The following is a 24936-nucleotide window of genomic DNA, read 5'->3' as shown; positions in this document are numbered from 1 at the left end:
CTATGAGGAGCAGCAGTCTTGCGCGAGTTCAGCCTTCCGGCTTTGTACGAGGTCCCTGCGGACGGCAACCTGACCGACATCGTCCGCAGAAACGCCGCGCAGCACCCAGATGTCGCCGTCATCGCCCGCAAGGCGAACGGCGGCTGGCAGGACGTGACCGCCACGGTCTTCCTCGCCGAGGTGCACGCCGCCGCCAAGGGGCTCATCGCCTCCGGTGTCCAGCCCGGCGACCGGGTCGGGCTGATGTCCCGCACGCGGTACGAGTGGACGCTGCTCGACTTCGCGATCTGGTGCGCGGGCGGGATCACCGTGCCGGTGTACGAGACCAGCTCGCCGGAGCAGGTGCAGTGGATCCTCAGCGACTCCGGTGCCACCGCGCTCGTCGTGGAGCAGGACGGGCACGCCGCCGCCGTCGAGTCGGTGCGGGACCAGTTGCCCGCGCTCAAGCACGTCTGGCAGATCGACGCCGGCGCGATCGACGAGCTGGGCCGCGCGGGCAAGGGCGTCTCGGACGCGACCGTCGAGGAGCGCAGCTCGCAGGCGAAGGCCGACGACCCGGCGACCATCGTGTACACCTCGGGTACTACGGGTCGCCCCAAGGGCTGTGTGCTGACCCACCGCAGCTTCTTCGCGGAGTGCGGCAACATCGTGGAGCGGCTGCGCCCGCTGTTCCGCACCGGCGAGTGCTCGGTGCTGCTGTTCCTGCCGCTCGCGCACGTCTTCGGGCGGCTGGTGCAGATCGCGCCGATGATGGCGCCGATCAAGCTGGGCCTGGTCCCGGACATCAAGAACCTCACCGATGAACTCGCCTCGTTCCGGCCGACGTTGATCCTCGGTGTGCCGCGCGTCTTCGAGAAGGTCTACAACTCGGCGCGCGCCAAGGCGCAGGCGGACGGCAAGGGCAAGATCTTCGACAAGGCGGCCGACACCGCGATCGCGTACAGCCGCGCGCTGGACACGCCGTCGGGTCCGTCCCTCGGGCTGAAGATCAAGTACAAGACCTTCGACAAGCTCGTCTACAGCAAGCTGCGTGCCGTCCTCGGCGGCCGGGGCGAGTACGCGATCTCCGGCGGCGCCCCGCTGGGCGAGCGGCTCGGGCACTTCTTCCGGGGGATCGGCTTCACGGTCCTTGAGGGCTACGGGCTGACCGAGTCCTGTGCGGCCACGGCCTTCAACCCCTGGGACCGGACGAAGATCGGTACGGTCGGGCAGCCGCTGCCGGGCTCGGTCGTGCGCATCGCGGACGACGGCGAGGTGCTGCTGCACGGCGAGCACCTGTTCAAGGGCTACTGGAACAACGAGGCGGCCACGGCCGAGGCGCTGGCCGATGGCTGGTTCCACACGGGGGACATCGGCACCCTCGACGAGGACGGCTACCTCAGGATCACCGGCCGCAAGAAGGAGATCATCGTCACCGCGGGCGGCAAGAACGTCGCCCCGGCCGTGATCGAGGACCGCATCCGCGCGCACGCGCTGGTCGCGGAGTGCATGGTCGTCGGGGACGGGCGTCCCTTCGTGGGCGCGCTGGTCACCATCGACGACGAGTTCCTGGGCCGCTGGGCGGCCGAGCACGGCAAGCCGGCGGGTTCCACCGCGGCGTCGCTGCGCGACGACCCGGATCTGGTGCAGGCGATCCAGGACGCCGTCGACGACGGCAACGCCGCGGTGTCGAAAGCGGAATCGGTGCGGAAGTTCCGCATTCTGTCCTCCCAGTTCACGGAGGAGTCGGGCCACCTGACGCCGTCCCTGAAGCTCAAGCGGAATGTGGTGGCGAGGGACTACGCGGACGAGATCGAGGCCATCTACCAGAAGTAGAGGGGTAGTTGGGACTTTCGGCTCAGAAGTCCTCGGCGAGGACCCGTTCCAGCGTGCGCTCGGCGAGCGCGGTGATCGTGACGAACGGGTTCACGCCGATGTTGCCGGGCACCAGCGAGCCGTCCGTGATGTACAGCTTCGAATACCCCTTCACCCGGCCGTAGTTGTCGGTTGCCTTGCCCAACACGCAGCCGCCCAGCGGGTGGTAGCAGAAGTCGTCCGCGAAGATCTTGCTGGGCGTGCCGAACAGGTCGGAGCGGTAGACCGTCGCGTTGGCCGAGTTGATCCGGTCGAACAGTTTCTTGGCCATGGCGACCGAGACCGCGCTCTGGGCCGCGGTCCAGCCCAGTTTCACCGTGCCGCTCGCCGAGTCGTAGGTGAACGAGGCCCGTTGGGGGTTCTTGGTGATCGCCAGGTAGAGGCTCACCCAGGTCTCGAACCCGATGGGCAGCGGGGCGATCTCCGCGAAGACCGGGTTGTCGGTGTTGGACCAGTCGTCGATGCCCATGACCGGCATGGTCGACTGGTTGGCCCCGGTGGTGTCCCAGATGTGGTTGGCGCGGCCCACCATGGTGTTGCCGTTGGGCCCCCAGCCCGCCCCGACCGTGGCGTCCAGCGCGGGCAGCGTGCCGGTGTCCCGGGCGCGGACGAGGAGTTCGGTGGTGCCGAGGCTCCCGCCGCCGAGGAACAGATAGGTGCAGCTGTACTGCTTGGTCTCGACGACCGCTCCGGTGTTGTCGATCCGGTCGACGGTCAGCTGGTACGACCCGTCGCTCGCCCGCGTGACCGCCCGCACCTTCTCCAGGGTGTGGATGGTGACCTTGCCGGTGCCGAGCGCGGAGGCGAGGTAGGTCTTGTCGAGGCTCTTCTTGCCGTAGTTGTTGCCGTAGATGACCTCCTGGGCGAGCGCGGACTTGGTGGCGGTGCCGGCCGCCTCCTGCTCCATGTAGTCGAAGTCGTAGACGTTGGGCACGAAGGTGGTCGTCAGGCCGGTGTTCGTGGCGGCCTTCCGCGAGGTGCGGGTGAACTGGTACCACTCGGTCGACTCGAACCACGTCGGGTCGACGGTGTTGACGCCGAGCATGGTGCGGGCGCGCGGGAAGTACGTGTTGTACATCGAGGTGGCGTCCACGGTGGGGAACTGCTCGGTGAAGTACGACTGGCGCGGGGTGACCGCCATCCCGCCGTTGACCAGGGAACCGCCGCCGACGCCCCGGCCGACGTAGACGGACATGGCGTCGTAGTGCACGCGGTCCAGGACGCCCGGGTACGGGGTGATGTCCTTGTTGACGACGTCCAGCCAGAGGAAGCTCGCGAGCGGGGCCTCGGTGCGGGTCTTGAACCACATCGAGCGCTGGTCCGGGTTGGCGGTGTTGCAGAAGATCTTGCCGTCGGAGCCGGGGGTGTTCCAGAGTCTGCCCATCTCCAGGACGAGCGTGGTGATGCCGGCCTGGCCGAGGCGGAGGGCGGCGACCGCGCCGCCGTAGCCGGAGCCGACGACGATCGCGGGGACGGTTTCGACGGCCGCGGGTTCGACGGCCTGGGCCGACTGGAGGCCGATTCGGGTGAGACCGGCCGCTGCGGCGGTCTGGAGGGCGATCATGCCCAGTATTTGACGTCTCGTCAGCTGATGCTGCGTCAGTTTTGCTGTCATGCGCGCAGCATCTGCGGATTATCCGGTTCCGCCTAGAGGTACTGCCCAGTATGGATCGGACCTTTGGCCCAGCTTTTGACAGACGGCTTCTACAGCAGCGCCCGGAGCCGCTCCGCGAGCAGATCCCAGCGCCACTTCTCCTCGACCCAACTCCGGCCCCGTTCCCCCATGTTGCGGCGCAGTTCCGGGTCCGCGAGCAGCGCTACGATCCGGTCGGCGGCCTCCTCCGGGGACCCGCCGCGCACCACCCACCCGGTCTCTCCGTCGAGCACCGCGTCGGGCGCGCCGCCCGAGTCACCGGCGACGACGGGCAGCCCCGTGGCCGACGCCTCCAGGTAGACGATCCCGAGCCCCTCGACGTCGAGCCCGCCGCGCCGGGTCCGGCACGGCATCGCGAAGACGTCACCGGCGCCGTAGTGCGCGGGCAGCTCGGCCCAGGGCACGGCCCCCGTGAACCGCACGGAGTCGCCGACACCCGTCTCCCGCACGAGCCGCAGCAGGTCCTTCTCGTACGGCCCGCCACCCACGATCAGCAGCACGGCGTCGGGCTGCCGGGCCAGGATGCGCGGCATGGCGAGGATCAGCGTGTCCTGCCCCTTGCGCGGCACGAGCCGCGAGACACACACGACGACGGGCCGGTCGGTCAGCCCGAGCCGCGCCCGGATCTCGGCACCGCCCGACCCGGGGTGGAAGACCTTCTCGTCCACGCCCGGCGGCAGTTGGACCATCCGGGCCGCCGCCTCCGGGCTCAGCGCACCGGCGATCCGTGACCGCGTGTACTCCCCGAGGTAGGTGATGGTGTCCGTCGACTCCCCGATGCGGTGCAGGAGTTGACGCGAGGCGGGCAGCTGCGCCCACCCGGCCTCGTGACCGTGGGTCGTCGCCACCAGCCGCTCGGCACCGGCCTTCCGCAGCGCGGGCGCCATCAGCCCGAGCGGCGCCGCCGCCCCGAACCACACCGCCGTACACCCGTGTTCGCGCAGCAGATCGACGGCCGTGCGGGTCGCGGCGGGCGTCGGCAGCAGCATGGTCGTGGAGTCCCGTACGACCTTGAAGGGCTGCTCGGCGTCGAAGGCGGCGGTCGCCTCGGCGCCCTCCCGGCCGCGCTTCCAGGTCGAGGCGTAGACGACGAGTCGCTCGGGATCGAGGCGCAGCGCCATGTTGTGCAGGAAGGCCTGGATGCCCCCGGGCCGGGGCGGAAAGTCATTGGTCACGATCAGGGTCTTGCGCACGCGGCCGACCTTACCCGGGGTGGGTTCACAGCTCGGCACGGCCGCGCTTCATGGCCATCGCACAGCGGCTCGGGAGAACATGTGGCCCACACCCGGCAGGCACGGCACGGAACAGGGGCTCAGGTGGAGATCGCGGGCGCGAGACGTCGGCTGGCAGCGCTGCTGGGGACCTGGGGCCTGACCCGGATCGTTCTGCTGCTGTTCGTCTTCAAGGTGTTCGTGTTCCCCGGCCCGGACGTCACCAGTGACGTGTCGGTGATCTACCAGGGCTGGTACGAGACCCTGCGGCACGGCAGCTTCCCGCTGGACGACGTCACCTGGCAGTACCCGCCCGCCGCCGCCCTCCCGATCCTCTCCCCCGCCCTGCTGGGCTTCCTGGACTACGCGTCGGCGTTCTTCGTCCTCGCCTGCATGGCCGACCTGGCGGTCCTGGCACTCCTGCTCTACACCGGCCTGCGCCCGGGCCGGACGCTCCGCGGCGCCTGGGTGTGGGTGGCGGGCGTCCCGCTGCTGGGCCCGACCGTGTACGCGCGCTACGACGTGATGGTGACCGCGGTCGCCGTGGCCGCGCTGCTCGCCGGCGCCCGGCACCCGCGCGTGATGGGCGCGCTGGTGGGCTTCGGCGCCCTGCTGAAGGTGTGGCCGGCGCTGCTCCTGCTGGGCGCGGTCAAGCGCCGGGCGTGGGGAGCGGCGGCGGTGACGGTCGTGGTGGTCGCGGGTGTCTTCGCGGTGTCGATGCCGGGCGCGTTCGCCTTCCTGACCTTCCAGCGCGCACGGGGCACGGAGGTGGAGTCGCTGGGCTCCCTGGTCTTCCACGTGGCCCGGCACTTCGGCTGGCAGGGCCAGGTGCTCCTGAACTACGGCTCGGTCGAGTTCGTCGGCCCCTACGTCAACTGGGTCAGCACGGCCGCGCTCGGCCTCACCGCGATCGCGTTCGGCTGGCTGATGCTCTGGCGGCTGATGGCGGCCCGCTTCCTCCCGCACACCCTCGCGGACGCGGCCTTCGTGGCGGTGCTGATGTTCACGGTCACCAGCCGGGTGATCAGCCCCCAGTACGTCGTCTGGCTGATCGGCCTCGCGGCCGTCTGCTCCTGCTTCCGCGCCAGCCGCATGAAACTCCCGGTCGGCCTGGTCCTGGCGGCGGCCTTCGTGACGGTCCTGGAGTTCCCGATCTGGTTCGCCGACGTGGTCGCCAGCGACAACCTCGGCATCGTCCTCCTGCTCCTCCGCAACGGCCTGCTGGTCGCGGCGGCGCTCATCGCAGCCCGCGAACTGTGGCGGGCGTCGGTCACCTGGGCGGACGTGCCCCCACTGCCCAGTCAGGCGACGCGCTCGAAGGCGACGTCGGCTTCCTCCTGACGCGGGGCCCGTCCTCCCGGTCACGCGGCGGGCGGTCGGCGGTCGGCGGTCGGCGGAGCCCGACACGCGTTCCGCCGCCGAAGTCACGCACTCCCCCGCCGTACGGCCGCACGCACCGCCCCCCACTCATCGGCTTCGACGGGGCGCCGCCCCTCCCCGGCACTCCGGTCCGCCGAACGGGCACCGCCCCGCCGGAACAGCACCGCCACCACCCCACACTGCACGCCCATCGAGAGCGCCATCGCCAGGCACACACCGGGCAGCCCGAGCCCCGACAGGCCGTACGCCAGCGGGAGTTGGACTGCCGTGCCGAGCACGGTGACGCGGAGCAGCGCCGGAGCTCCCCCACTGCCCTCGAAGACCCCGCCGAGCGCGATGAAGCAGGCCATCAGCAGCAAGTAGGGGCCGACGCAGCGCAGGAACAGGGCGCCCTGGTGGGCGACTTGGGGGCCGGTGCCGAAGGCGGCCATGATCCAGGGGGCGGTGACGCAGAGCAGGACGGCCGCCACCACGCCGACCGCGCCGGACACGAACATGGCCTCCCGTCCGATCTCCCGCCGCGCATCCTCGCCCGTCCCCCGCAGATGCGCGGTGTGGATGGAGGCGGCCTGCCGCACGGAGTAGAAGGCCATCGTCGCGACGTACAGCACCTTGTAGCCGATGGCGTACGCGGCCACCGCCGACACCCCGAGCCGCGCCACGATCGCGACCAGCACCAGCGCCCCGCCCTGCCGCACGGTGAAGTCGGCGGCCATGGGCAGACCGGTGGTGAAGGTCCGACGCAGGGCGACGGAGAGGGGGTCGGCGGGCGCCGGCTCTCCGGGGGCGGGCCGAGTGGGCGCGGGCGGAGCAGATGCGGACCCGGTGGACACTGGTCGAGCGAGGACGACCTCTGGAGAGCCGGGCCCGACGGCAACGGACTCACCGGAAACCGCTTCAGCGGACGCGCACTCGACGGGCGCCGACCGACCAGACACGGGCCGACCAGACACGGGCCGACCAGACACAGACCGACCAGACACGGACCCGGTAGACGCGGGCCGCCCGAGGACAACCTCCGAAGAACCGCGCCCGACAGCAGCAGACTCACCGGAAACCGCTTCGGCAGGTGCAGGCCGGGCCATGACGGACACCTCAGGACCGGGCCCGTCGACAGCGGACCGATCGGAAACCGGTCCGGCGGGAGCAGACTCGACGGAAGCGGCCCCTTCGGAAGCAGGTCCGGGGGGAGTGCACTCGGCCGGGACGGTCGTCGTTCGCAGCAGGGCGTTGCGGCGCAGGGCGCGCAGTCCCACCCCCAGTGCGAGCACCCGGCACAGCACGGTCGACGCGGCGGCGCCCCGGACGCCGTAGAGGTGGATGAGGAACGGGTCGCAGACCAGGATCAGGCCGTTGGCCAGGAGGGCCAGGCGCATCGGGGTCCTGGTGTCGCCGGTGCCCTTGAGGATGCCGTCGACGAGTTGCTGGACGTAGAAGACGGCGATGCCCGGCAGGGAGATCGTGAAGTAGGCGACCGCGAGCGGGAGTTCGGGCCCGGTGCCGCCGAGGAGCAGGCGGGACAGCGGGGCGCGGAGCAGGAAACCGGACGCCACGACCGCCGGGGTGACCAGGGCGCACAGGGCCCAGCCGCCGCGTACCGCCGAGCGCAGCGCCGCCGGGTCGCGGGCTCCCCTCGCGTGGGCGACCAGCACGGTCGTACCGGAGGCGAAGACCAGGGCGATGCCCAGCAGCACGTTCTCGGTGCCGGTCGCGACGGCCACCGCGGCGACGGCGGGGCCGCCGAGCCGGGCGACCCAGACGGTGTTGATGATCCCGGCGGCTACGGAGGCGAGGAGCGAGAGGTAGACGGGGTGGGCGAGCGATATGAGCTGCTTGCGGTGACTGTTCACGACGACATGACCCCCTCGATACAAGCTATCTCGATACGAGCTACCTCTAAACGAGGTAGCTCGATAAGAGGTACCATGGACCCATCGCGCCCGCAAGGAGGACACATGCTGGAGCTCTCGATCCTCGGCTTCCTCGCCGAACAGCCGCTGCACGGCTATGAGTTGAAGGAGCGGATCAAGGCGCTCAGCGGCCATGTCCGCCCGGTCAGCGACGGCGCGCTCTACCCGGCGATCACCCGCCTGGTCACCGCCGGCAAGCTCGACCAGCACACGGAGGACGGCACGAGCGCGGCCCCGCGCCGGGTCCTGTCCCTCACCGAGGCGGGCCGCGCGGACCTCCTGGAACGCCTCCGCCACCCCAAGCAGACCGAGATCACCGACCACGTCCGCTTCAACACGGTCCTGGCCTTCCTACGGCACCTGCCGGAGCGGAAGGAGCAGGCGGACGTGCTGCGCCGCCGACTGGACTTCCTTCGGACCCCCGCGAGTTTCTTCTACCGGGACGGCGAGCCGGTACGGGCGGAGGAGGCCCAAGACCTTTTCCGGCAGGGCATGTTGAGGGTCGCGCGGGCGACGGGCGCGGCGGAGCGGGAGTGGCTCACGGAGGCCATCGCCCAACTGGATCAGCCGAGTTGAGCCTTGAGATAGTCCCGCCACTGCGCGGTGAAGTCGTCCAGACTCACCCCAAGGACCTTCTTCATCGCGTCCTCCACCGCACCGGCCCGCTTCTTGTGGGCGCCAACCGCCCTGTAGAACTTGCCCAGTTGGACCACTCCCCACCGGTCCTCGATCATCCGGCAGGCCAGCCAGCCGCCCTCGTAGGCCTGCGCCAGTTCGCCGGCCTCGCTGCTGAAGCCGAAGTCCTTGTCGGCGGGGAGGGCGGTCGGGAGCCGGCCGTCCTCGACCGCGCGGTAGAGCTCGGGCGCGGCCTGCGCGGGGGTGCGGCCGGTGCCCCGGTAGCCGATCCAGTCGGCGTAGCCCTCCGAGAGCCAGAGGGGGGTCGCGGGGGTGGTGTGGGCGCGGGTGGCGACATGGGTCGTCTCGTGGGTGAGCACGACCTGCTTGCCGACCGAGCCGAGCATGGCGTACGCGTCCGGGTTGACGATGATCCGGTCCGCCGGGGCGTCGCCCGAACCGCCCGCCTCCCCCGTCGTCACCGCGGCGATGCCCCGGTAGGACGCGGCGGGTGCGCCCAGGAGCCCCGCCATGCCGTCCAGGGAACCGGGGACCAGCACGACGACGTGCCGGGTCCAGTCGGTGCCCCAGGCGCCCGACACGGCCGGTACGGCGTGGTCGGCGAGCGTGCGGTACTCGCGCAGACCGGCGGCGGACTGCCCGACCCCCATGACCAGACTGTGCGCGCCCTTGACGACGCTCACCTTCCCCTGGTCCCACAGCTGCTGGCCCGACTTCTTCGCGGGCCGGTCGGAGTCGACGTACCACTGCCCGTCCGCGGTGAGGCGGAGCGTGAGCGCCCGGCCGACGGTGACGGGTGAGGTGTCGTAGCCCCGGACGCGGTAGCTGAGGTCGGCGTCGGCGGTCGCGGTGGCGCCGGTGCGGTGCAGCGAAGTGAGCCGGTAGGACCAGGACGCCAGCGGTACGGCGCTCAGGTTCTCGTACGCGGTGCGCGCGCCGGTGCGGGCGTACGCCGTCTCGTCGTGGTGCAGTACGGCCGCCGCCCGGGTGTCCAGCAGCCGCTGCACCACCGCCGTCGCGCTGTCCCCCGCCGGCTGCCCGCCGCACGCCACCAGCGAGCCGAACAGCAGACACAGCGCGAGCACTCCGGAGCGCGACGCCCGCCTACGACCAGTCACTTCCCGATCGTACGACCCTTTCGCGCCGGTTCAGACCCTCGTGACCGACGAGACGGGCATCATGCCGACCGGGTCGTAGCGCACCGGCGCGCCGGGGTAGGGGGCGTGGATGACCTGGCCGTTGCCCACGTACATCGCGACATGGCTGGCGTCGGCGCGGTAGACGACCAGATCGCCGGGCTGGGCCTGGGAGAGCGGGATCCGGTGGCCGGCGTAGCGCTGTTCCTGCGAGGTGCGCGGGAGGTGGACGCCCGCCCGGGCGTACGACCACTGCATCAGGCCGGAGCAGTCGAAGCCGCCGGGGCCGGTGGCGCCCCAGACGTAGGGCTTGCCGAGTGCGGACCGGGCGGCGGCCACCGCGGCCGCGGCGCGGCCCGAGGACGGGACGTCGGCGCCGAGGTCGGGGAGGTCCTGGCGGGAGGAGCGGGAGGCCCGGTCGAAGGCGGCGCGGTCGGCGAGCGGCATCCCGTTGAGAATCTGCCGGGCCTTGGCGAGCTTGCTCTCGACGGTCTTCTTGTGACTGGCGACGGCCTTGCGGCTGCGCTCCAGTTCGGCGAGGTGTCCGGTGGCCTCGCTGCGCTCCTGCGCGAGTTCGCGCATGGCGTCCTGGAGGTCCTTGAGCTCGCCCGCCTGCTCGGTGGTGATGCGGTCGAGGACGGAGGCCTTGTCGAGGTAGTCGGCCGGGTCGTCGGAGAACAGCAGCGCGACGGTGGGGTCGATGCCGCCGGAGCGGTACTGGGCGCCCGCGAGTGAACCCAGCGCGTCCCGCATGGTGTTGATGCGCTGCTGCTGCCGGGCGATCCGGTCCTGGGCGTCGCTCACCTGCCGGTGCAGCTGGCCGGCGCGCTCGTCGGCCTTGTCGTAGGCCTGGGTCGCCTTCTCGGCCTCCTGGTAGAGCCGGTCCACCTCGGCCCGGGCGTCGCCCTGCGGCGCGGCCACGGCGGAGCCGGCCGGAAGGGCGCCGAGGGCGGCCGCGGCAGCGGACATCACACAGACCGCGGCGCTGGCGCCTCGGTCGAACCCGGACGGTGCTTGGCGACGACGGGATCCCACGGGAAGCCGCACTCCTTCCGCTGGCGGACACGGACCGCTCCCCCGATGCGGGGAAACGCGCCAGACAGTAGCTCTGTGAAGGGGTGCGGGCCAAAGACCTCCGCGGGCACACAACGTGACGCCCCGCCTATGACGCAGGTCATGGGCGGGGCGCGGGGTCAGCCTGGAGTGTCGTAATTCGCCCGTTCGGGCGGTCCGTAACGACCGGATACGGACGGGATCAGATCCGGACGCCGAACTCGAAGGTCATGTTGCTGATCGCCTCGTAGCGCACCACAGCACCGGTGTGCGGGGCGTGCAGCACCTGGCCGTTGCCCGCGTAGAGGCCGACGTGGTGGTAGTCGCCGTAGAAGATGACCAGGTCGCCGACCTTGAGGTCGCTCTCGCTGTAGATCCGGGTGCCGGCGTTGGCCTGGGCCTCGGACGTGCGGGGGATGGAGACGCCCGCCTGCGCGTAGGCCCAGGAGGTGAGACCGGAGCAGTCGAAGGAGGAGGGGCCGGAGGCGCCGTAGACGTACGGGGAGCCGAGCACCGACTGGGCGGCGGCGAAGGCGGCGGCGGCGCGGCTGGAGGCGGAACCGGTACTGCCGAGGTTCACGCGCGAGGTGGAACGGCTGGCGGCCTGCGCCTGCTCCTTGTCGAGGGCGGCCTTCTCCGCCGCCGTCAGGGTGTTGAGGAGCTTCTGGGCCGCGGCCAGCTTGGCCTTGACCTCGTCCTTCTTCTTCTTGAGCTCGGTGCGGGTGGCGGAGAGGTCCTTGAGCTTGGTGCTCGCCTCCGCGCGCTCCTGGGCGAGTTCGCGCTGCTTGCTCTGGATCTTCGTGAGCGCCTCGACCTGCTGAGCGCTCAACTGGTCCATGGTGGACGCCTTGTCGAGGTAGTCGCTCGGGTCCGAGGAGAGGAAGAGCTGGATCGACGGGTCGATGCCGCCGGTGCGGTACTGCGCGCTGGCCATCGTGCCGAGGCCGTCCCGGAGCTTGTTGAGCTCCTCCTGGCCGCGGGCCACGTTGTCCTGGATGGTGGAGATCTCCTTCTGGAGCTTCTCCTGCTTCTCCTGGGCCCCGTCGAGCTTCTCGGTGGCCTGCTCGGCCTGCTCGTAGAGGGCGTCGACCTTCGACTTGACCTCGTCCTTGCTGGGCTTCTCGCTCGGCGCGGCATTGGCGGCCTGAGCACTGAAGGCAACGGCGGCTGCGGCTGCGGTGGTCAGCACAGTCACACGCGTGCGGCTCGGCTGCTTCGGTCGACGATGGGACGCCACGGAGTCGAGCTCCTTCTATTGAGTGATCACCCGTTCGGAGGTTCGAGGCATGACCCTAGTGACGTTCCTGTGATCAGTTCAAATCCTCACACGAAAAAATGCCGTCACTCAAAGCATTCTTTGCACATAACCAACATGCAGTGATGGCCGATTGACGCTACGTTGCGTGACCGATCGGTCAATTCCGGCATTAAACCTGTACGTTGACCATCACGACAGTTGCTTCACGACAGTCGTTTGAGGAGTACCGCGGAAGCGACGGGCCGCGCGCCCGCCTTCGCGATGCCGTCGGCCACCTCGCGGTCGGTCGACGCGACGATGACCGGCCGGCCCGGCGGCTCCGCGCGCACCAGCTGGCGGATCAACTCGTCGGCGGTGACGCCCGGTTTGGAGAACAGCACCCGCACTCCGCGCGGCGGCGCGAGCAGCACCGGCGCGGCCAGCTCGGCCCCGTCGAAGACACAGGTGACCTCGGCCCCGGTCTGCGCGGCCAGCTGGGAGAGCTGCCCCAGCAGCCTCAACCGCTGCTTCTCCAGGGGCATTTGGGGATAGCCGGTCTTGGTGACGTTGTAGCCGTCGACGACCAGGTGGGCCTGCGGGAGCGCGAGCAACTGGTCCAGGATCGCGGGGTCGTTCTCGGACAGCGCCCGCGCCGCGATGTCTTTCGGGGTCATTCGTCCCGGTTCGACCGCGTCGACGGTCTCGGCGGGCCGCACGGAGACGGGCGGCAGCGCCAGTTCGCGGCGCAGCCCCTGGGCCGCGTCCAGCACGGTGTCGAGCAGCAGCCGTACCCGCATGTCCTCGACGCTGCGCCCCTCCCGGGCCGCCTTGCGGGTGGCCTCCAGGGCCGCCTCCGCCTCGGCGAGCCGGGCCTTGAGCCGCCGGCCCTCGCTCTCGGCCGCGGACAGCTGCGCCTGGCCCTCGGCGCGCGCGGTGTCCGTCTCGGCCCGCAGCTTGCGCAGGGCGGCCTCGCCGCGCTTGATGTCACTGTGCGCGGACCGCAGCTTTCGGTGAAGCGATTCCGCTTCCTTCTTCGCCGCGTCCAGCTCGGTGCGCAGCCGCTCGGTCTCGGTCCGGGTGGCGTCCCGCGCCTGCGCCAACTCCTCGCGCAGCCGCTCCAGTTCGGCCCGGCTCTCCTCGTCGGCGCGCTCGGCGTCGGCGCGCAGCGCCTCCTCGCCGGCGGCGGTCACCAGCTTGACCCAGCCGGTGGGGCGCAGCACATAGGCCGCGGCCGCCACGTCGAGCGGATCCGCGGCCGGGGGCGGCGAGCCGGAGTCGAGCGCGCCGGTCAGCTCCGGCTGGACCTCTCTCAGCTTCTCCCCGATCCGCTGCCGGAACAGCGGATCGGTCTCCAGCGCGGCGGCCATGGCGTTGCCGGCGAACTTGGCCCGCCGGTTGGGGGCGAAGCGGGCGTACTGTCGTAGCTGCGCGGGCAGTTCGGCGACGGTGAGCCCGCCGAAGCCGTCGGAGACGATCTGTACGACCCTTCTCCGCACCCCGTCGGGCAGCGGGCGGTCGAGCACCTCGGCGGCGCCGTCGCCCGGCCCCCCGCCTGAGTTCTCCACCATCCCTCACACCCCTATACGTGTGCGGGGCCGCTCCCTCTCAGGAGCCGGCGCCCGGCCTGTCCACGAGTTCCACCTGGTCCACGGCGTTGCACCAGCGGCAGCGCACCGACTCGATGGTCTCACTGACCACCTCGCGCTCCTCCACCTTCGGCTCACCCGCCAGGTCCAGGTGGAGGTACTCCACGACCTTCGACGAACGCGTCACGTCGAAGCGCGTGAGGTTGCCGCAGAGGGTGCAGCGCCACCGCGTCGAGGCGGTCGGCAGGGGTACCGTCATCGTGGCTGTCCGCTTCCTTCTTGTTCCAGTTTCCGTGATCGCCGGTTTCCCCGCCGATCGTGGCTCGTAACCCTACGGCCTGGCGGGTACTCGCCGCTCGGTCGTCCACAGCGGCGAGGCACCCTGTCCCGGTACGTCCCGTTACGCCATGCTCTGTAGCCATGATCAGCAACTGGGCGACAGCGGCCGTCAGAGCCCTCCGGAACACCTCGGCACCGATGACCTACGCCCTGATCGCCCTGTGCTGCCTGATCTTCGTCCTCGGCCCGGCCTCGGGCTTCGTCCCGTCCTACGGCACCGGGGACGCGCTGCTCGTGGCGCAGCGGACGTACTTCCGGCACTGGGGCGTGGTGCCGGCCGACCTGTTCGCCGCCCCCGCCCGGGAGGCGCTGACTCCGGTCACCGCCCTCTTCATCCACGGGAGTTGGGTCCATCTCCTCGGCAACATGCTCTTCCTCTACGTCTTCGGAGCGATGACCGAGGAACGGCTGGGCCGGGTCGAGTTCACGCTGTTCTACGTGGTCTGCGGCTACCTGGCGCTGCTGGGCTACGCGCTGGCCAACGCCGGCTCCGCGCAGTCACTGGTCGGCGCGTCCGGGGCGATCTCGGCGGTCCTCGGGGCGTTCCTGTACCTCTTCCCCCGGGCCCGCGTGACGAGCCTCCTCCCCTTCCTCTTCTTTCTGCCGCTGCGCTTCCCCGCCTGGGTCGTCCTCCCGTTCTGGGCGGCCCTCCAATGGCTGGCGGCGGGGCAGGCGGCGCAGGGACCGGGGGTGGCGTACCTCGCCCACCTGGTCGGCTTCACGCTGGGCTTCGGTTACGCGTGGGTCAGATTCGGCCGTACGACTAGAGTGAGGGCCGCCCCAGCAACGGTCCCCGAGGGAGAGAACCAGCCGTGATCACCGCGATCGTCCTCATCAAGACCAGCGTGGACCGGATTCCGGAGATCGCCGAGTCGATCGCCGCGCTCGAATCCGTGAGCGAGGTCTTCTCCGTCACCGGTACGTACGACCTGATCGCGATGGTGCGGGTCCGCCAGCACGAGGACCTGGCCGAGGTCATCCCCGGCCGGATCAGCAAGATCCCGGGCGTCGAGGGCACGGACACGCACGTGGCGTTCCGGACGTACTCCCAGCACGACCTGGAGGCGGCGTTCGCGATCGGGCTGGACTCGTGAGGTTGAGCGCCTGATGGGATGGGACCCACGGATCGTTTGCGACTGACGGCCGTTCGTGGCTGGTCGCGCAGTTCCCCGCGCCCCTGGGTGGGCTGCCCCTGAGCCCCCTCACCCGTGACCGCGGGGACACAACAGCCGTGTCCCGACCGTCAATTCCGCAGCCCTGAACAACATCTGCCGACTGCGGAAACACAACGGCCACCCTCTGTCAGGCACGTCGACTTCGCGCCGCCAATCACCGGTTCACGTACCGCCGTGCCGAAGCGCTCGACATCTTCGACCGGAGTTCCCCCACCGAGGCGATCCATTGGACGTGGTCGACGACGAACTCTTGTTTGACTCCGCCGACGCGTACCAGGCGATGCCGTGCTGCGCGTTGCGCCGGAAAGTCACGTCCACGGTGGACCGCCAGTGCGTCACGTCCGTCCAACGACGGACCCGCGCACCGCGTACGAACCCCTCCTCGTACAGCTGGACGAGCCTGCCGCCGAGCAGTCGCGGCGTACGCCGTACGACCGCCTCGATCAGCGGCTCGCCCAGTTCCGTCGGAGTTCCCACCCCTGGATCGTCACACGGCCGGCACGCAACGGCCGTCCTGCGTGCGGTAGTTCCACTTCGCGCCGTCGGTCACGAGTTCCCGTACGGCCGTCACGAAGCGGTCGACGTGCTCGTCGGGGGTGCCCGCGCCGAAGCTCACGCGGATGGCGTTGAGGGACTTCTCGCCCGTGGCGGCCTCGGGGGCGCCGCACTCGCCCTGGGTCCCCGGGTCGGTGCCGAGCAGGGTGCGGACCAGCGGGTGGGCGCAGAAGAGGCCGTCGCGGACGCCGATGCCGTACTCGGCGGAGAGGGCGGCGGCGAAGTGCGAGCTGTTCCAGCCCTCGACGACGAAGGAGATGACACCGACGCGCGGGGCGTCGTCGCCGAAGAGGGACAGGACGCGGACCGCCGGAACCTCGGCCAGGCCCGTCCGCACCTTTTCGATCAGGTACTGCTCGCGCGCGACCAGCGTGTCGAAGCCGGCCTCGGTGAGCGCCTTGCAGGCCGAGGCGATGGAGTAGGCGCCGATGACGTTCGGGGAGCCTGCTTCGTGGCGGGCGGCGCTGTCGTGCCACTCGACGTCGACTCCCCCGTCCTCACGCCGAGTCACCTTGCGGCTGGCGCCGCCGCCCGCGAGGTAGGGGTCGGCGGCCCGGAGCCAGTCGGCGCGGCCGGCGAGGACGCCGGAGCCGAAGGGGGCGTAGAGCTTGTGTCCGGAGAAGGCGATCCAGTCGACGTCGAGGTCCTGGACGGAGACCGGGTGGTGCGGGGCGAGTTGGGCGGCGTCGAGGACGATCCGGGCGCCGTGGGCGTGCGCGGCGGCGGCGAGTTCGCGGACCGGCCACAGCTCGCCGGTGACGTTCGAGGCGCCGGTGACACAGACCAGGGCCGGACCGAAGGGGTCCCGGGCCGCGAGGGCCTGCTCCAGGGTCTCGACGGCCCGGGCCGGGGTGCGCGGAGCGTTGAGGTAGGTGACCCGGGCGTCCTTCCAGGGCAGCAGCGAGGCGTGGTGCTCGGTCTCGAAGACGAAGACCTGGCAGTCGGCGGGGAGCGCGGCGGCGAGGAGGTTGAGGGAGTCCGTGGTCGAGCGGGTGAAGATCAGCTGGTCGTCGGGCCGGCAGTCCAGGAACTCCTCGACCGTCTTCCGCGCGCTCTCGAAGAGGTCCGTAGACAGCTGGGAGAGGTAGCCGGCGCCGCGGTGGACGCTGCCGTAGTACGGGGCGTAGGCCGCCACGTCGTCCCAGACGCGCTGGAGGGCGGGGGCGCTGGCCGCGTAGTCGAGCGCCGCGTAGGTGACCTCGCCGCCCGTGACGAGCGGGACGGTGACATCCCGGCCGAGAACGGGCAGCGGGGCACAAATGGTCGCAGCGACGGCAACGGTGGAGACAGACATGGCGAACTCCTGTGAGAGGCAAGGCGGTTCCGCCGTGCGAGCGAGCAGGGCTCAAGCACGGAGGAGACTGAAAGGGGGTATGCGGAGGCGGGGCTCGACGCCCTATCGCATTCGCTTGCTCACAGAGGGCTCCCTCGATGACCAGGACCCCTGGTGTCTTTCGAGGGGCCCGCGCTTGCCGCAGACCTCGCTGCCTGCGGCCTGGTCTTCACCCGGGGCACCCCGCCACGGACGGAGGGTTGCCGGACAGTCGGCCGGGGCCTCATGACTGTCACTCATGACCTGGTCCAAAAACCTACGTGAAGTGATCGCCGCCCCGCAACCCGTGTCCGGATCGCGGGACGACGACCGCCGCAGAAACGGCTACGCGTTGGTGGCAGCCGCCCAGCGCTCCAGGGTCCGCTTGGCGGCGCCCGAGTCGATCGACTCCGCCGCCTTCTCCATCCCGGCCCGGATCCGGTCCGCCAACGGCCCGTCCCCCCGCTCCAGCGCCACCAGGGCGGCCGCCGAGTTCAGGAGTACGGCGTCCCGCACCGGGCCCTGCTCGCCGTCCAGGAGACGGCGGGCGACACCCGCGTTGTAGTCGGGGTCGGCGCCGCGCAGGGCCTCCACGGGGACGAGTTCGAGGCCGACGTCGCGGGGGTCGAAGGACTCCTCGGTGACTTTGCCGTCGCGGACGATCCACACCCGTGAGGTCGCCGTGGTCGTCAGCTCGTCGAGGCCGTCGTCGCCGCGGAACACCAGCGCGGAGGAGCCGCGTTCGGCGAGCACGCCCGCGATGAGCCCGGCCATACGGGTGTCGAAGCAGCCGACCGCCGACGAGGTGACCTTCGCCGGGTTGGTGAGCGGGCCGAGCAGGTTGAACGCGGTCGGAATCCCCAGCGCGCCCCGGACCGCGCCGACGAACCGCATCGACGGGTGGAACTTGGCCGCGAAGCAGAAGGTGATCCCGGCCTCCGCCGCCACCCGCGCCACCTGCTCGGTCGGCAGGTTCAGATTGATGCCGAGCTTCTCCAGCACGTCGGAGGAGCCGCTCGCCGAGGACGCGGCCCGGTTGCCGTGCTTGACGACCTTCGCACCCGTACCGGCGATCACGATCGCGGACATCGTCGAGATGTTGACCGTCTTGGCCCGGTCGCCGCCCGTACCGACGATGTCGACGGCGGGACCCGGGATGTCCAGCGGCTTCGCGTGGGCGTACATCGTCTCCACGAGCCCGGTGATCTCCTCGACCGTCTCGCCCTTGGCCCGCAGCGCCACCAGGAAGCCCGCGATCTGCGCGTCCGCGGCCTCACCGCTCATGATGCGGTCCATCGACCACGCCGTGTCGGCAGTGCTCAGGTCCTGTCCGGCCAGCAGCGCGCTCAGTACGTCGGGCCAGGAACGGGCCGCCGCGGTGTCGCCTCCAGCGGGGGTCACAGCGCTCATACGGCCGCTCCTGAGTGTCGTAGAACTTGGTTTAAATAGGCGTCCCCACCCTATCCAGCTCACGGCACGGCGAAGGGCCCCGTCCGGTGTTCGGACGGGGCCCTTCGACTGTGGCGTGGCGACGCCTCAGCGATCAGTGGTGGCCGTGGCCGCTCGTGATCTCCTTGTACTCCTCGACGGTGGGCTTGGCGATCTGGGACTCCTCGCCGTAGTACGCCTCGCTCAGCTTGGCGCGCAGCTTCTCGGTGCCCTTGACCTTGCGCTCGACACCGTTCTCGTCGACCGTCGCGCCGATCGCGGCCGGCACGTACTGCTCGTGCGCGGTGAGCGTGTGCAGCGCGTCCTGGCTGAGCGGCTCGTGGATCTCGACGAACTCACCGTGCGGCAGGCGCTTGATGATGCCGGACTCGCGGCCGTGCAGCACCTTGTCCTTGTCGCGGCGCTGGAGGCCGAGGCAGACCCGCTTGGTGGCGAGGAAGACCAGCACCGGCACGACGAAGAAGCCGACGCGCACGAACCAGGTGATCGAGTTGATCGACAGGTGGAAGTGCGTGGCCCAGATGTCGTTGCCGCCACCGACGAGCAGGACGAAGTACCACGAGATCCACGCGGCACCGAAGGCCGTACGGGTCGGGACGTTGCGCGGGCGGTCCAGGATGTGGTGCTCGCTCTTGTCGCCGGTGACCCAGGACTCGATGAACGGGTAGACCGCGATCGCGACCAGGACCAGCGGGAAGATCACCAGCGGGATGAACACGCCCAGGACGAGCGTGTGACCCCAGAAGTTGATCTCCCAGCCCGGCATGACACGGATCAGGCCCTCGGAGAAGCCCATGTACCAGTCGGGCTGGGCGCCTGTGGAGACCATGTCCGGACGGTAGGGGCCCATGGCCCAGATCGGGTTGATCGAGGCGATCGCCGCGACGGCCGCGATGACACCGAAGACCAGGAAGAAGAAGCCTCCGGCCTTGGCCATGTAGACCGGCAGCAGCGGCATGCCGACGACGTTGTTGTTCGTCTTTCCGGGACCCGCGAACTGCGTGTGCTTGTGGTAGAAGACCAGGATCAGGTGGCCGACCACCAGCCCGAGCATGATGCCCGGCAGCAGCAGGATGTGGATCGAGTAGAACCGCGCGACGAAGTCGCCGCCCGGGAACTCTCCGCCGAAGAGGAAGAACGACAGGTACGTGCCGACGATCGGCACGGACAGGACCGCGCCCTCCATGAAGCGGACACCGGTGCCGGAGAGCAGGTCGTCCGGGAGCGAGTAACCGGTGAAGCCGGTGAACATGCCCAGGACGAACAGCAGGAAGCCGAACAGCCAGTTGACCTCACGCGGCTTGCGGAACGCACCCGTGAAGAACACGCGCATCATGTGCACGAACATGGCGGCGAGGAAGATCAGCGCCGCCCAGTGGTGGATCTGACGGATCAGCAGACCGCCGCGCACATCGAAGGAGATGTGCATCGTCGAGTTGAACGCCTCCGACATCAGCTGCCCCTGGAGCGGGACATAGCTGCCGTGGTACGTCACCTCGTTCATCGACGGGTGGAAGAACAGCGTCAGATACACACCCGTGAGGATGATGATGATGAAGCTGTAGAGGCAGACCTCGCCCAGCATGAACGACCAGTGGTCGGGGAAGATCTTGCGCATGTTGGACTTGGCCAGGGAGTAGATCCCCAGGCGTCCGTCCGCCCAGTCGGCGACTCGCTCGCCGGCCGGTGCTTTGTCGCGCCGCTCGTTGTTCTCGTTGGTGCTCATCCGCGCTCCCAGAATGCAGGACCGACGGGCTCCTCGAAGTCGCCGAGCGCTTCGAGGTAACCCTCGTCGCTCACGCCGATGCGCAGCTGCGGCAGGGCGTGACCGGCCGGGCCGAAGATCACTCGGGCACCGTCGGAGAGGTCGAAGGTGGACTGGTGGCACGGGCACAGCACGTGGTGCGTCTGCTGCTCGTACAGGGAGATCGGGCAGCCCACGTGGGTGCAGATCTTCGAGAAGGCGACGATGCCCTCGTGCGCCCACTCCAGTTCGCGCTTGTCCTTGATGTTCTCCGGCTGGAGCCGGACGATCATCAGCGCCGACTTGGCGATCTCGGTCTGGAACTCCTCGTCGGTCTCCTCCAGGCCCTCGGGCTTGGCGAAGGTGAGCGAGCCGACGGCCACGTCCGAGGGACGCAGCGGCAGGTTCGTGTTCATGTTGACGAGCAGCTTGCCCTTGGACCACAGCGTGTGGCGGAGCTTCGTCCCCGGCAGCGGGCCCAGGTCGCGCAGCAGCATGACGCCGGAGAGCGGGAACAGGGCCAGCGCGCCGAACATCGTGTTGCGGATCAGCTTGCGACGGCCGAGCGCCGACTCCTTGGCACCCTGCTTGAAGTCGGCCAGAACCTTGGCCTTGACCTCGGGGGGCGCCTCGATCGCGTGCCGCTCGTCGGCGATCTCCACGTCGGACATCAGGGTGCGGGCCCAGTGGACCGCGCCCGCGCCGATGGTGAAGAGCGCCGTACCGAGGGTCAGACCGAGCGCGAAGTTGAGCGCGTTGATGTGACCGATCGGGAAGACGAAGATCGCCTTGTTGTGCGGGATGCCCACGTACGAGGCGATGAAGCCGACGGTGGCGAGCATCGAGACCGTGAACAGGAAGGCGACGACGCGCTCGGACCGCTTGGCGGCCCGCTCGTCGATGTCCTGCACCCGGTGCTCGTGCGGCGGAAGTCCCGGGTCGGCGAACGGGTTCTGCTCGTCCGCGACCGACACCGCGCCGTGCGCGTCCTGCTCAGCGGGCAGGTTCTCTTCTGGAATGTCTTGGCTACTCATGACTTCTTGGCCTTTGCGGTCCGAGCGGCGACCCAGACGGCTACCGCGATCAGCGCGCCCAGACCGAAGATCCAGGCGAAGAGACCCTCACTGACCGGACCGAGACCGCCCAGCTCAAGACCGCCGGGGCTCTCGGTGTTGTCGCCGTTGACCGCGTTGAGGTACGCGATGATGTCCTTCTTGTTCTTCGACGACAGCGTGGTGTCGGGGAAGGAAGGCATGTTCTGCGGGCCGGTCTGCATGGCCTCGTAGATGTGCTTCGGGGCAACGCCTTCGAGGCTCGGCGCGAACTTGCCGTGCGTCAGCGCGCCGCCCTTGCCGGTGAAGTTGTGGCACTGGGCGCAGTTGGTGCGGAACAGCTCGCCGCCCTTGGCGATGTCCGACCCCTCCGGCCCGTACTCGTTCTTCGTCGGGATGGCCGGACCGGCGCCCAGCGAGGCGATGTACGCCGCGAGCTGGTCGATCTCGGCCTGGGAGTAGATGACCTTCTTGGCCGGGATCTGAGCGCCGGGCTGCTGGGCCGGCATACGGCCGGTGCCCACCTGGAAGTCGACCGCCGCGGCGCCGACGCCCACGAGGCTCGGCCCGTCCGAGGAGCCCTGACCGCCGGTGCCGTGGCAGCTGGCACAACCGACGGCGAAGAGCTTCTTGCCCTCGTCGATGGAGAGGGACTGAGCTGACTCGTCGGCCTGCGCCTTGCTCGCGGGCGCGAGCAGGCTGAACGCCCCCCCGGCTGCCGCCAGCGCGAGGAGTAGTACGACGACCGCCGCCAGCGGATGGCGTCGTCGTGTGGAGAGCTTTTTCACGGATTACCCCGGTGTCAGGATCTTCTGCGTCGATGCTTCTGGAATGTGCGCTTCTTGGCTGCGCGCGGGATCGGGCCCGACTACTTGATCAAGTAGATCGTGGCGAAGAGGCCGATCCAGACGACATCGACGAAGTGCCAGTAGTAGGACACGACGATGGCCGCGGTCGCCTGTTCGTGGGTGAACCTCTTCGCCGCGTAGGTGCGGCCGAGGACGAACAGGAAGGCGATGAGGCCGCCCGTCACGTGCATGCCGTGGAAGCCGGTGGTCAGATAGAACACCGAGCCGTACGGGTCGGAGGACAGCGACAGGCCGTCCTTCTTCACCAGCTCCGTGTACTCGAAGATCTGACCGCCGATGAAGATCGCACCCATCACGAACGTGATGATGAACCAGCCCCTGAGCTTCTTCACGTCCCCGCGCTCGGCGGCGAACACGCCGAGCTGGCAGGTGAGGGAGGAGAGCACCAGGATCGTGGTGTTGGTCGCGGAGAACGGAAGGTTGAGATGGCTCGCCATCTCCTTCCAGTGATCCGGACCGGTCACCGATCGCAGGGTGAAGTACATCGCGAAGAGGGCCGCGAAGAACATCAGCTCGGAACTCAGCCAGATGATGGTTCCGACGCTGGTGAGGTTCGGCCGGTTGACCGACGGGTGCGCGTGCCCGGTTTCTACTGTCGTTGCTGTCGCCACGACCGACATTATGTCGGTCGCTTATCCCGCCCTCACTCCGGGGGGTGCCGTTCGGAGTGTTCGCAGCGTGTGTACTGCCCGTATGGCCCATCGCAGGGGTGTTCCAACAGGTGTTGACGGGGTGTTCAAGGGAGTAGCATCCGCCGCATCGGTACCTGGAGTTCCCGATCCACGACGCGGAGGAACAATGCAGCCGACTGCCACGGTGCTCGTCTACAGCGACGACTCCAACACCCGCGAGCAAGTCCGGCTGGCCGCCGGGCGCCGGCCTGCTCCGGACGCGCCGTTGGTCGAGTTCCTGGAGTGCGCGACGCCTGCGGCGGCCCTGAAGGAGCTGGACCGGGGTGGGATCGACGTCTGTGTCTTCGACGGGGAGTCCGTGCCGATGGGTGGCATGGGGCTGTGCCGTCAGGTGAAGGACGAGATCTTCAACTGCCCGCCGGTACTTGTCCTTATCGGACGGCCGCAGGATGCGTGGCTCGCCACGTGGAGCCGGGCGGACGCGGCTGTGACGTTGCCTGTCGACCCTGTTGAGTTCGCTGCCTCGCTGGCCTCTTTGTTGCGTGAGAAGCGGGCTTTGAGCGCCTAGTGGGGTGGGGCGGCCCGTAGCTTTGCGGCTGCGGGCCGGTCGTGGTTGCTCGCGCCCACGCGGCGGAGCCGCATATGTCACAGCCCCGCGCCCCTTTGGGGCGCTTCTCACACGGACTCAGGACGGAGCCGCGCCGTGTCCTCCGGCCTCGGGCCGTCCGGTGTCCCCCCGACCAGCGCGCTGCCGCCCCGCCACTTCTTCCAGCCGACGTTCCAGTCGCCGAAGCCGTTGCCGAAGGGCTCCATGTCGTCGCCGTTGGAGTTGACGACCTTGACGACGTCGCCCTCGTGGATGGTGTCGAAGAACCACTCGGCGTTGCTGGTGCTCATGCCGGTGCAGCCGTGGCTGACGTTCTCGGAGCCCTGGGAGCCCACGGACCAGGGGGCGGCGTGGACGTACTCGCCGCTCCAGGTGACGCGGGTGGCGTAGTACACGGGGAGGTCGTACGAGTCCGAGGAGCCCTCGGAGATGCCGACGGTGGTACCGCGCATCCGTACGAAGTACTCCTTGCCCAGTACGACCTTGACGCCGTTTCGGGTCTCGAAGCCGGGCTTGCCGGTGGTGACGGGGATCTCGTTGATCTCCTCGCCGTTCTTGTAGACCGTCATCTCGTGGGACGCGGCGTCCGTCACGGCGATGATCTTGTCGCCGGTGGTGAGTTTCAGCCCCTTGGACCTGCCGCCCCACAGGCGGTCGCTGATCTTCACGCCGTCGAGGTCGCTGTGGACCTGGATGGTGGCGTGGGCGGGCCAGTACTCCTTGGGGCGGTAGTGGAGCTCCTTGTCGTCCACCCAGTGCCAGGCGCCCTCCACGGCGGGCGTGGAGTCCACCCTGAGGGCGCGTTCCACGACGGCCCGCTGCGCCTTGTCCTTGACGGGCATGTTCAGTTGGGCGGTGACCGGCTGGCCGACGCCGTAGGTGCCCGCGTCCGGACCGAACTTCACGGTCAGGCTCTTCTTCGAGGTCGGTTTGGTGGTGTCGAAGGTGAGGACCTTGCGGCCGGGGGCGCCGTCCTCGTCCTCCGTGCTCACCCGCACCGTGTAGTGGGCGTTGGCGGCCAGCGGGGAGGTACTGCGCCAGCGGGTGCCGTCGGCGTTGAGTTCGCCCGTGACGTAGCGACCCGTGGCGTCCGTGGCCGTGACGTCCGTGATCCGTCCGTCGTCCTCGGAGGTGGTGACCTCCAGGGGCTTGTCTGGGTCGGCCTTCTTGCCCTTGCCGGACGGGCCGTTGAAGGAGATCTGCCCCGCCGCGTCGTACGGCTTGTCCGACAGCGGGTTGCCGCCGCCGGACCCGCAGGCGGCGGCGCCCGCGCCGACGGAGATCACCAGCAGGGTGCAGCTGACGACGGTGCGGATGCGCGGGCGCGCCGGTGTCGAGAGGGCGAGCGCGCGGAGGCCCGAAGGGGTGAGCACGGTCGCCCTCTCGACACCGGCTTTTGCGCCCCGAAAGAACGCTGTGTGGTTCATGAGCCGAGGCTATGAAGGTTCGTCAGCGACGGCGCGGTGGGTCACTCGGACGAGGGACCGGCCGTGCGGCAAAAGCACGAGCCCGGACCTCCTGACGGAGTGTCCGGGCTCGTGGGCG

General features: G+C 69.7%; 22 protein-coding genes and 1 riboswitch. Of the genes, 6 read left to right on the top strand and 16 right to left on the bottom strand.

The genetic code is table 11. The features are described from left to right. The first annotated feature begins 18 nt into the window (after positions 1–18). Entirely contained in the window at positions 19–1815 is a 1797-nt protein-coding gene (locus ACQHII_RS34740; protein WP_019067804.1) for an AMP-dependent synthetase/ligase, read from the top strand. Between the two features lie 22 nt (positions 1816–1837). Here ACQHII_RS34740 and ACQHII_RS34735 read toward each other — a convergent pair whose 3' ends face one another. Continuing rightward, positions 1838–3418 (bottom strand): GMC oxidoreductase, encoded by a 1581-nt coding sequence (locus tag ACQHII_RS34735; RefSeq protein WP_427925475.1) that lies wholly within the window; start codon positions 3416–3418, stop codon positions 1838–1840. 140 nt (positions 3419–3558) lie between these two features. Continuing rightward, positions 3559–4701: a glycosyltransferase family 4 protein gene (locus ACQHII_RS34730; protein WP_427922983.1), complete on the bottom strand. Its 1143-nt coding sequence runs from the start codon at positions 4699–4701 to the stop codon at positions 3559–3561. 123 nt (positions 4702–4824) lie between these two features. Between ACQHII_RS34730 and ACQHII_RS34725 the strand changes: the two genes are divergently transcribed. Then, on the top strand, positions 4825–6060 hold the full coding sequence (locus ACQHII_RS34725) for a glycosyltransferase 87 family protein (protein ID WP_427925474.1): 1236 nt from the start codon (positions 4825–4827) through the stop codon (positions 6058–6060). 83 nt (positions 6061–6143) lie between these two features. Here ACQHII_RS34725 and ACQHII_RS34720 read toward each other — a convergent pair whose 3' ends face one another. After that, entirely contained in the window at positions 6144–7949 is a 1806-nt protein-coding gene (locus ACQHII_RS34720) for an MATE family efflux transporter (RefSeq protein ID WP_427922982.1), read from the bottom strand. Between the two features lie 105 nt (positions 7950–8054). On the opposite strand from ACQHII_RS34720, the gene ACQHII_RS34715 reads away from it, so the two are divergent. After that, complete coding sequence (locus ACQHII_RS34715) at positions 8055–8585, top strand: PadR family transcriptional regulator (RefSeq protein WP_427922981.1); 531 nt, start codon at positions 8055–8057, stop codon at positions 8583–8585. Here ACQHII_RS34715 and ACQHII_RS34710 read toward each other — a convergent pair. The 5 genes from ACQHII_RS34710 to ACQHII_RS34690 form a co-directional block, all read right to left on the bottom strand. Beyond that, the gene (locus tag ACQHII_RS34710) at positions 8573–9763 is read right to left on the bottom strand and encodes a hypothetical protein (RefSeq protein ID WP_427922980.1); all 1191 of its coding nucleotides are present in this window, start codon (positions 9761–9763) and stop codon (positions 8573–8575) included. The two genes, ACQHII_RS34715 and ACQHII_RS34710, sit on opposite strands and share 13 nt — an antisense overlap. Positions 9764–9793: 30 nt before the next feature. Next, positions 9794–10816 (bottom strand): NlpC/P60 family protein, encoded by a 1023-nt coding sequence (locus ACQHII_RS34705; RefSeq protein ID WP_427922979.1) that lies wholly within the window; start codon positions 10814–10816, stop codon positions 9794–9796. A gap of 220 nt (positions 10817–11036) precedes the next feature. Beyond that, a complete protein-coding gene (locus ACQHII_RS34700) occupies positions 11037–12071 on the bottom strand; it encodes an NlpC/P60 family protein (protein ID WP_427922978.1) in 1035 nt (344 codons plus the stop codon). Between the two features lie 224 nt (positions 12072–12295). Next, positions 12296–13639, bottom strand: coding sequence for an NYN domain-containing protein (locus ACQHII_RS34695; RefSeq protein WP_427922977.1), 1344 nt, complete (start codon positions 13637–13639; stop codon positions 12296–12298). A 37-nt stretch (positions 13640–13676) separates the two neighbouring features. After that, positions 13677–13916, bottom strand: coding sequence for a hypothetical protein (locus ACQHII_RS34690; protein ID WP_019067815.1), 240 nt, complete (start codon positions 13914–13916; stop codon positions 13677–13679). Positions 13917–14077: 161 nt separating this feature from the next. Here ACQHII_RS34690 and ACQHII_RS34685 point away from each other — a divergent pair, with 161 nt between their 5' ends. Next, positions 14078–14812, top strand: a complete 735-nt coding sequence (locus tag ACQHII_RS34685; protein ID WP_427922976.1) for a rhomboid family intramembrane serine protease — start codon at positions 14078–14080, stop codon at positions 14810–14812. After that, complete coding sequence (locus ACQHII_RS34680; RefSeq protein WP_019062383.1) at positions 14809–15090, top strand: Lrp/AsnC family transcriptional regulator; 282 nt, start codon at positions 14809–14811, stop codon at positions 15088–15090. Before ACQHII_RS34685 ends, ACQHII_RS34680 begins: the two co-directional genes overlap by 4 nt. Before the next feature lie 243 nt (positions 15091–15333). Here ACQHII_RS34680 and ACQHII_RS34675 read toward each other — a convergent pair whose 3' ends face one another. The 7 genes from ACQHII_RS34675 to ACQHII_RS34645 form a co-directional block, all read right to left on the bottom strand. After that, positions 15334–15648 (bottom strand): hypothetical protein, encoded by a 315-nt coding sequence (locus ACQHII_RS34675; RefSeq protein ID WP_427922975.1) that lies wholly within the window; start codon positions 15646–15648, stop codon positions 15334–15336. Between the two features lie 10 nt (positions 15649–15658). Continuing rightward, complete coding sequence (locus ACQHII_RS34670) at positions 15659–17020, bottom strand: aminotransferase class V-fold PLP-dependent enzyme (protein WP_427922974.1); 1362 nt, start codon at positions 17018–17020, stop codon at positions 15659–15661. A 166-nt stretch (positions 17021–17186) separates the two neighbouring features. After that, a riboswitch (SAM riboswitch) is annotated at positions 17187–17303 on the bottom strand. 80 nt (positions 17304–17383) lie between these two features. Next, positions 17384–18448, bottom strand: a complete 1065-nt coding sequence (trpD, locus tag ACQHII_RS34665; protein ID WP_427922973.1) for an anthranilate phosphoribosyltransferase — start codon at positions 18446–18448, stop codon at positions 17384–17386. Positions 18449–18581: 133 nt separating this feature from the next. Next, positions 18582–20213 carry a cytochrome b gene (locus tag ACQHII_RS34660; protein WP_427922972.1) on the bottom strand — a complete coding sequence of 544 codons (1632 nt, stop codon included), beginning with the start codon at positions 20211–20213 and terminating at the stop codon, positions 18582–18584. Then, positions 20210–21265 (bottom strand): cytochrome bc1 complex Rieske iron-sulfur subunit, encoded by a 1056-nt coding sequence (locus tag ACQHII_RS34655; RefSeq protein WP_026178409.1) that lies wholly within the window; start codon positions 21263–21265, stop codon positions 20210–20212. The genes ACQHII_RS34660 and ACQHII_RS34655 overlap by 4 nt, the downstream gene beginning before the upstream one ends. After that, the gene (locus ACQHII_RS34650) at positions 21262–22071 is read right to left on the bottom strand and encodes a c-type cytochrome (protein ID WP_427922971.1); all 810 of its coding nucleotides are present in this window, start codon (positions 22069–22071) and stop codon (positions 21262–21264) included. The genes ACQHII_RS34655 and ACQHII_RS34650 overlap by 4 nt, the downstream gene beginning before the upstream one ends. Before the next feature lie 80 nt (positions 22072–22151). Further along, a complete protein-coding gene (locus ACQHII_RS34645) occupies positions 22152–22772 on the bottom strand; it encodes an aa3-type cytochrome oxidase subunit III (RefSeq protein WP_019067823.1) in 621 nt (206 codons plus the stop codon). Positions 22773–22950: 178 nt separating this feature from the next. Between ACQHII_RS34645 and ACQHII_RS34640 the strand changes: the two genes are divergently transcribed. After that, positions 22951–23352: a hypothetical protein gene (locus ACQHII_RS34640; protein ID WP_427922970.1), complete on the top strand. Its 402-nt coding sequence runs from the start codon at positions 22951–22953 to the stop codon at positions 23350–23352. Between the two features lie 107 nt (positions 23353–23459). Here ACQHII_RS34640 and ACQHII_RS34635 read toward each other — a convergent pair whose 3' ends face one another. Then, entirely contained in the window at positions 23460–24818 is a 1359-nt protein-coding gene (locus ACQHII_RS34635; protein WP_427922969.1) for an Ig-like domain-containing protein, read from the bottom strand. Between the last annotated feature and the right edge of the window lie 118 nt (positions 24819–24936).

This window comes from Streptomyces sp. cg40, assembly GCF_050320165.1.
Taxonomy (GTDB): Bacteria; Actinomycetota; Actinomycetes; order Streptomycetales; family Streptomycetaceae; genus Streptomyces; species Streptomyces hokutonensis.
The sequence above is the reverse complement of the archived record's forward strand: the minus strand, read 5'-3'. Positions and strand labels throughout refer to the sequence as shown.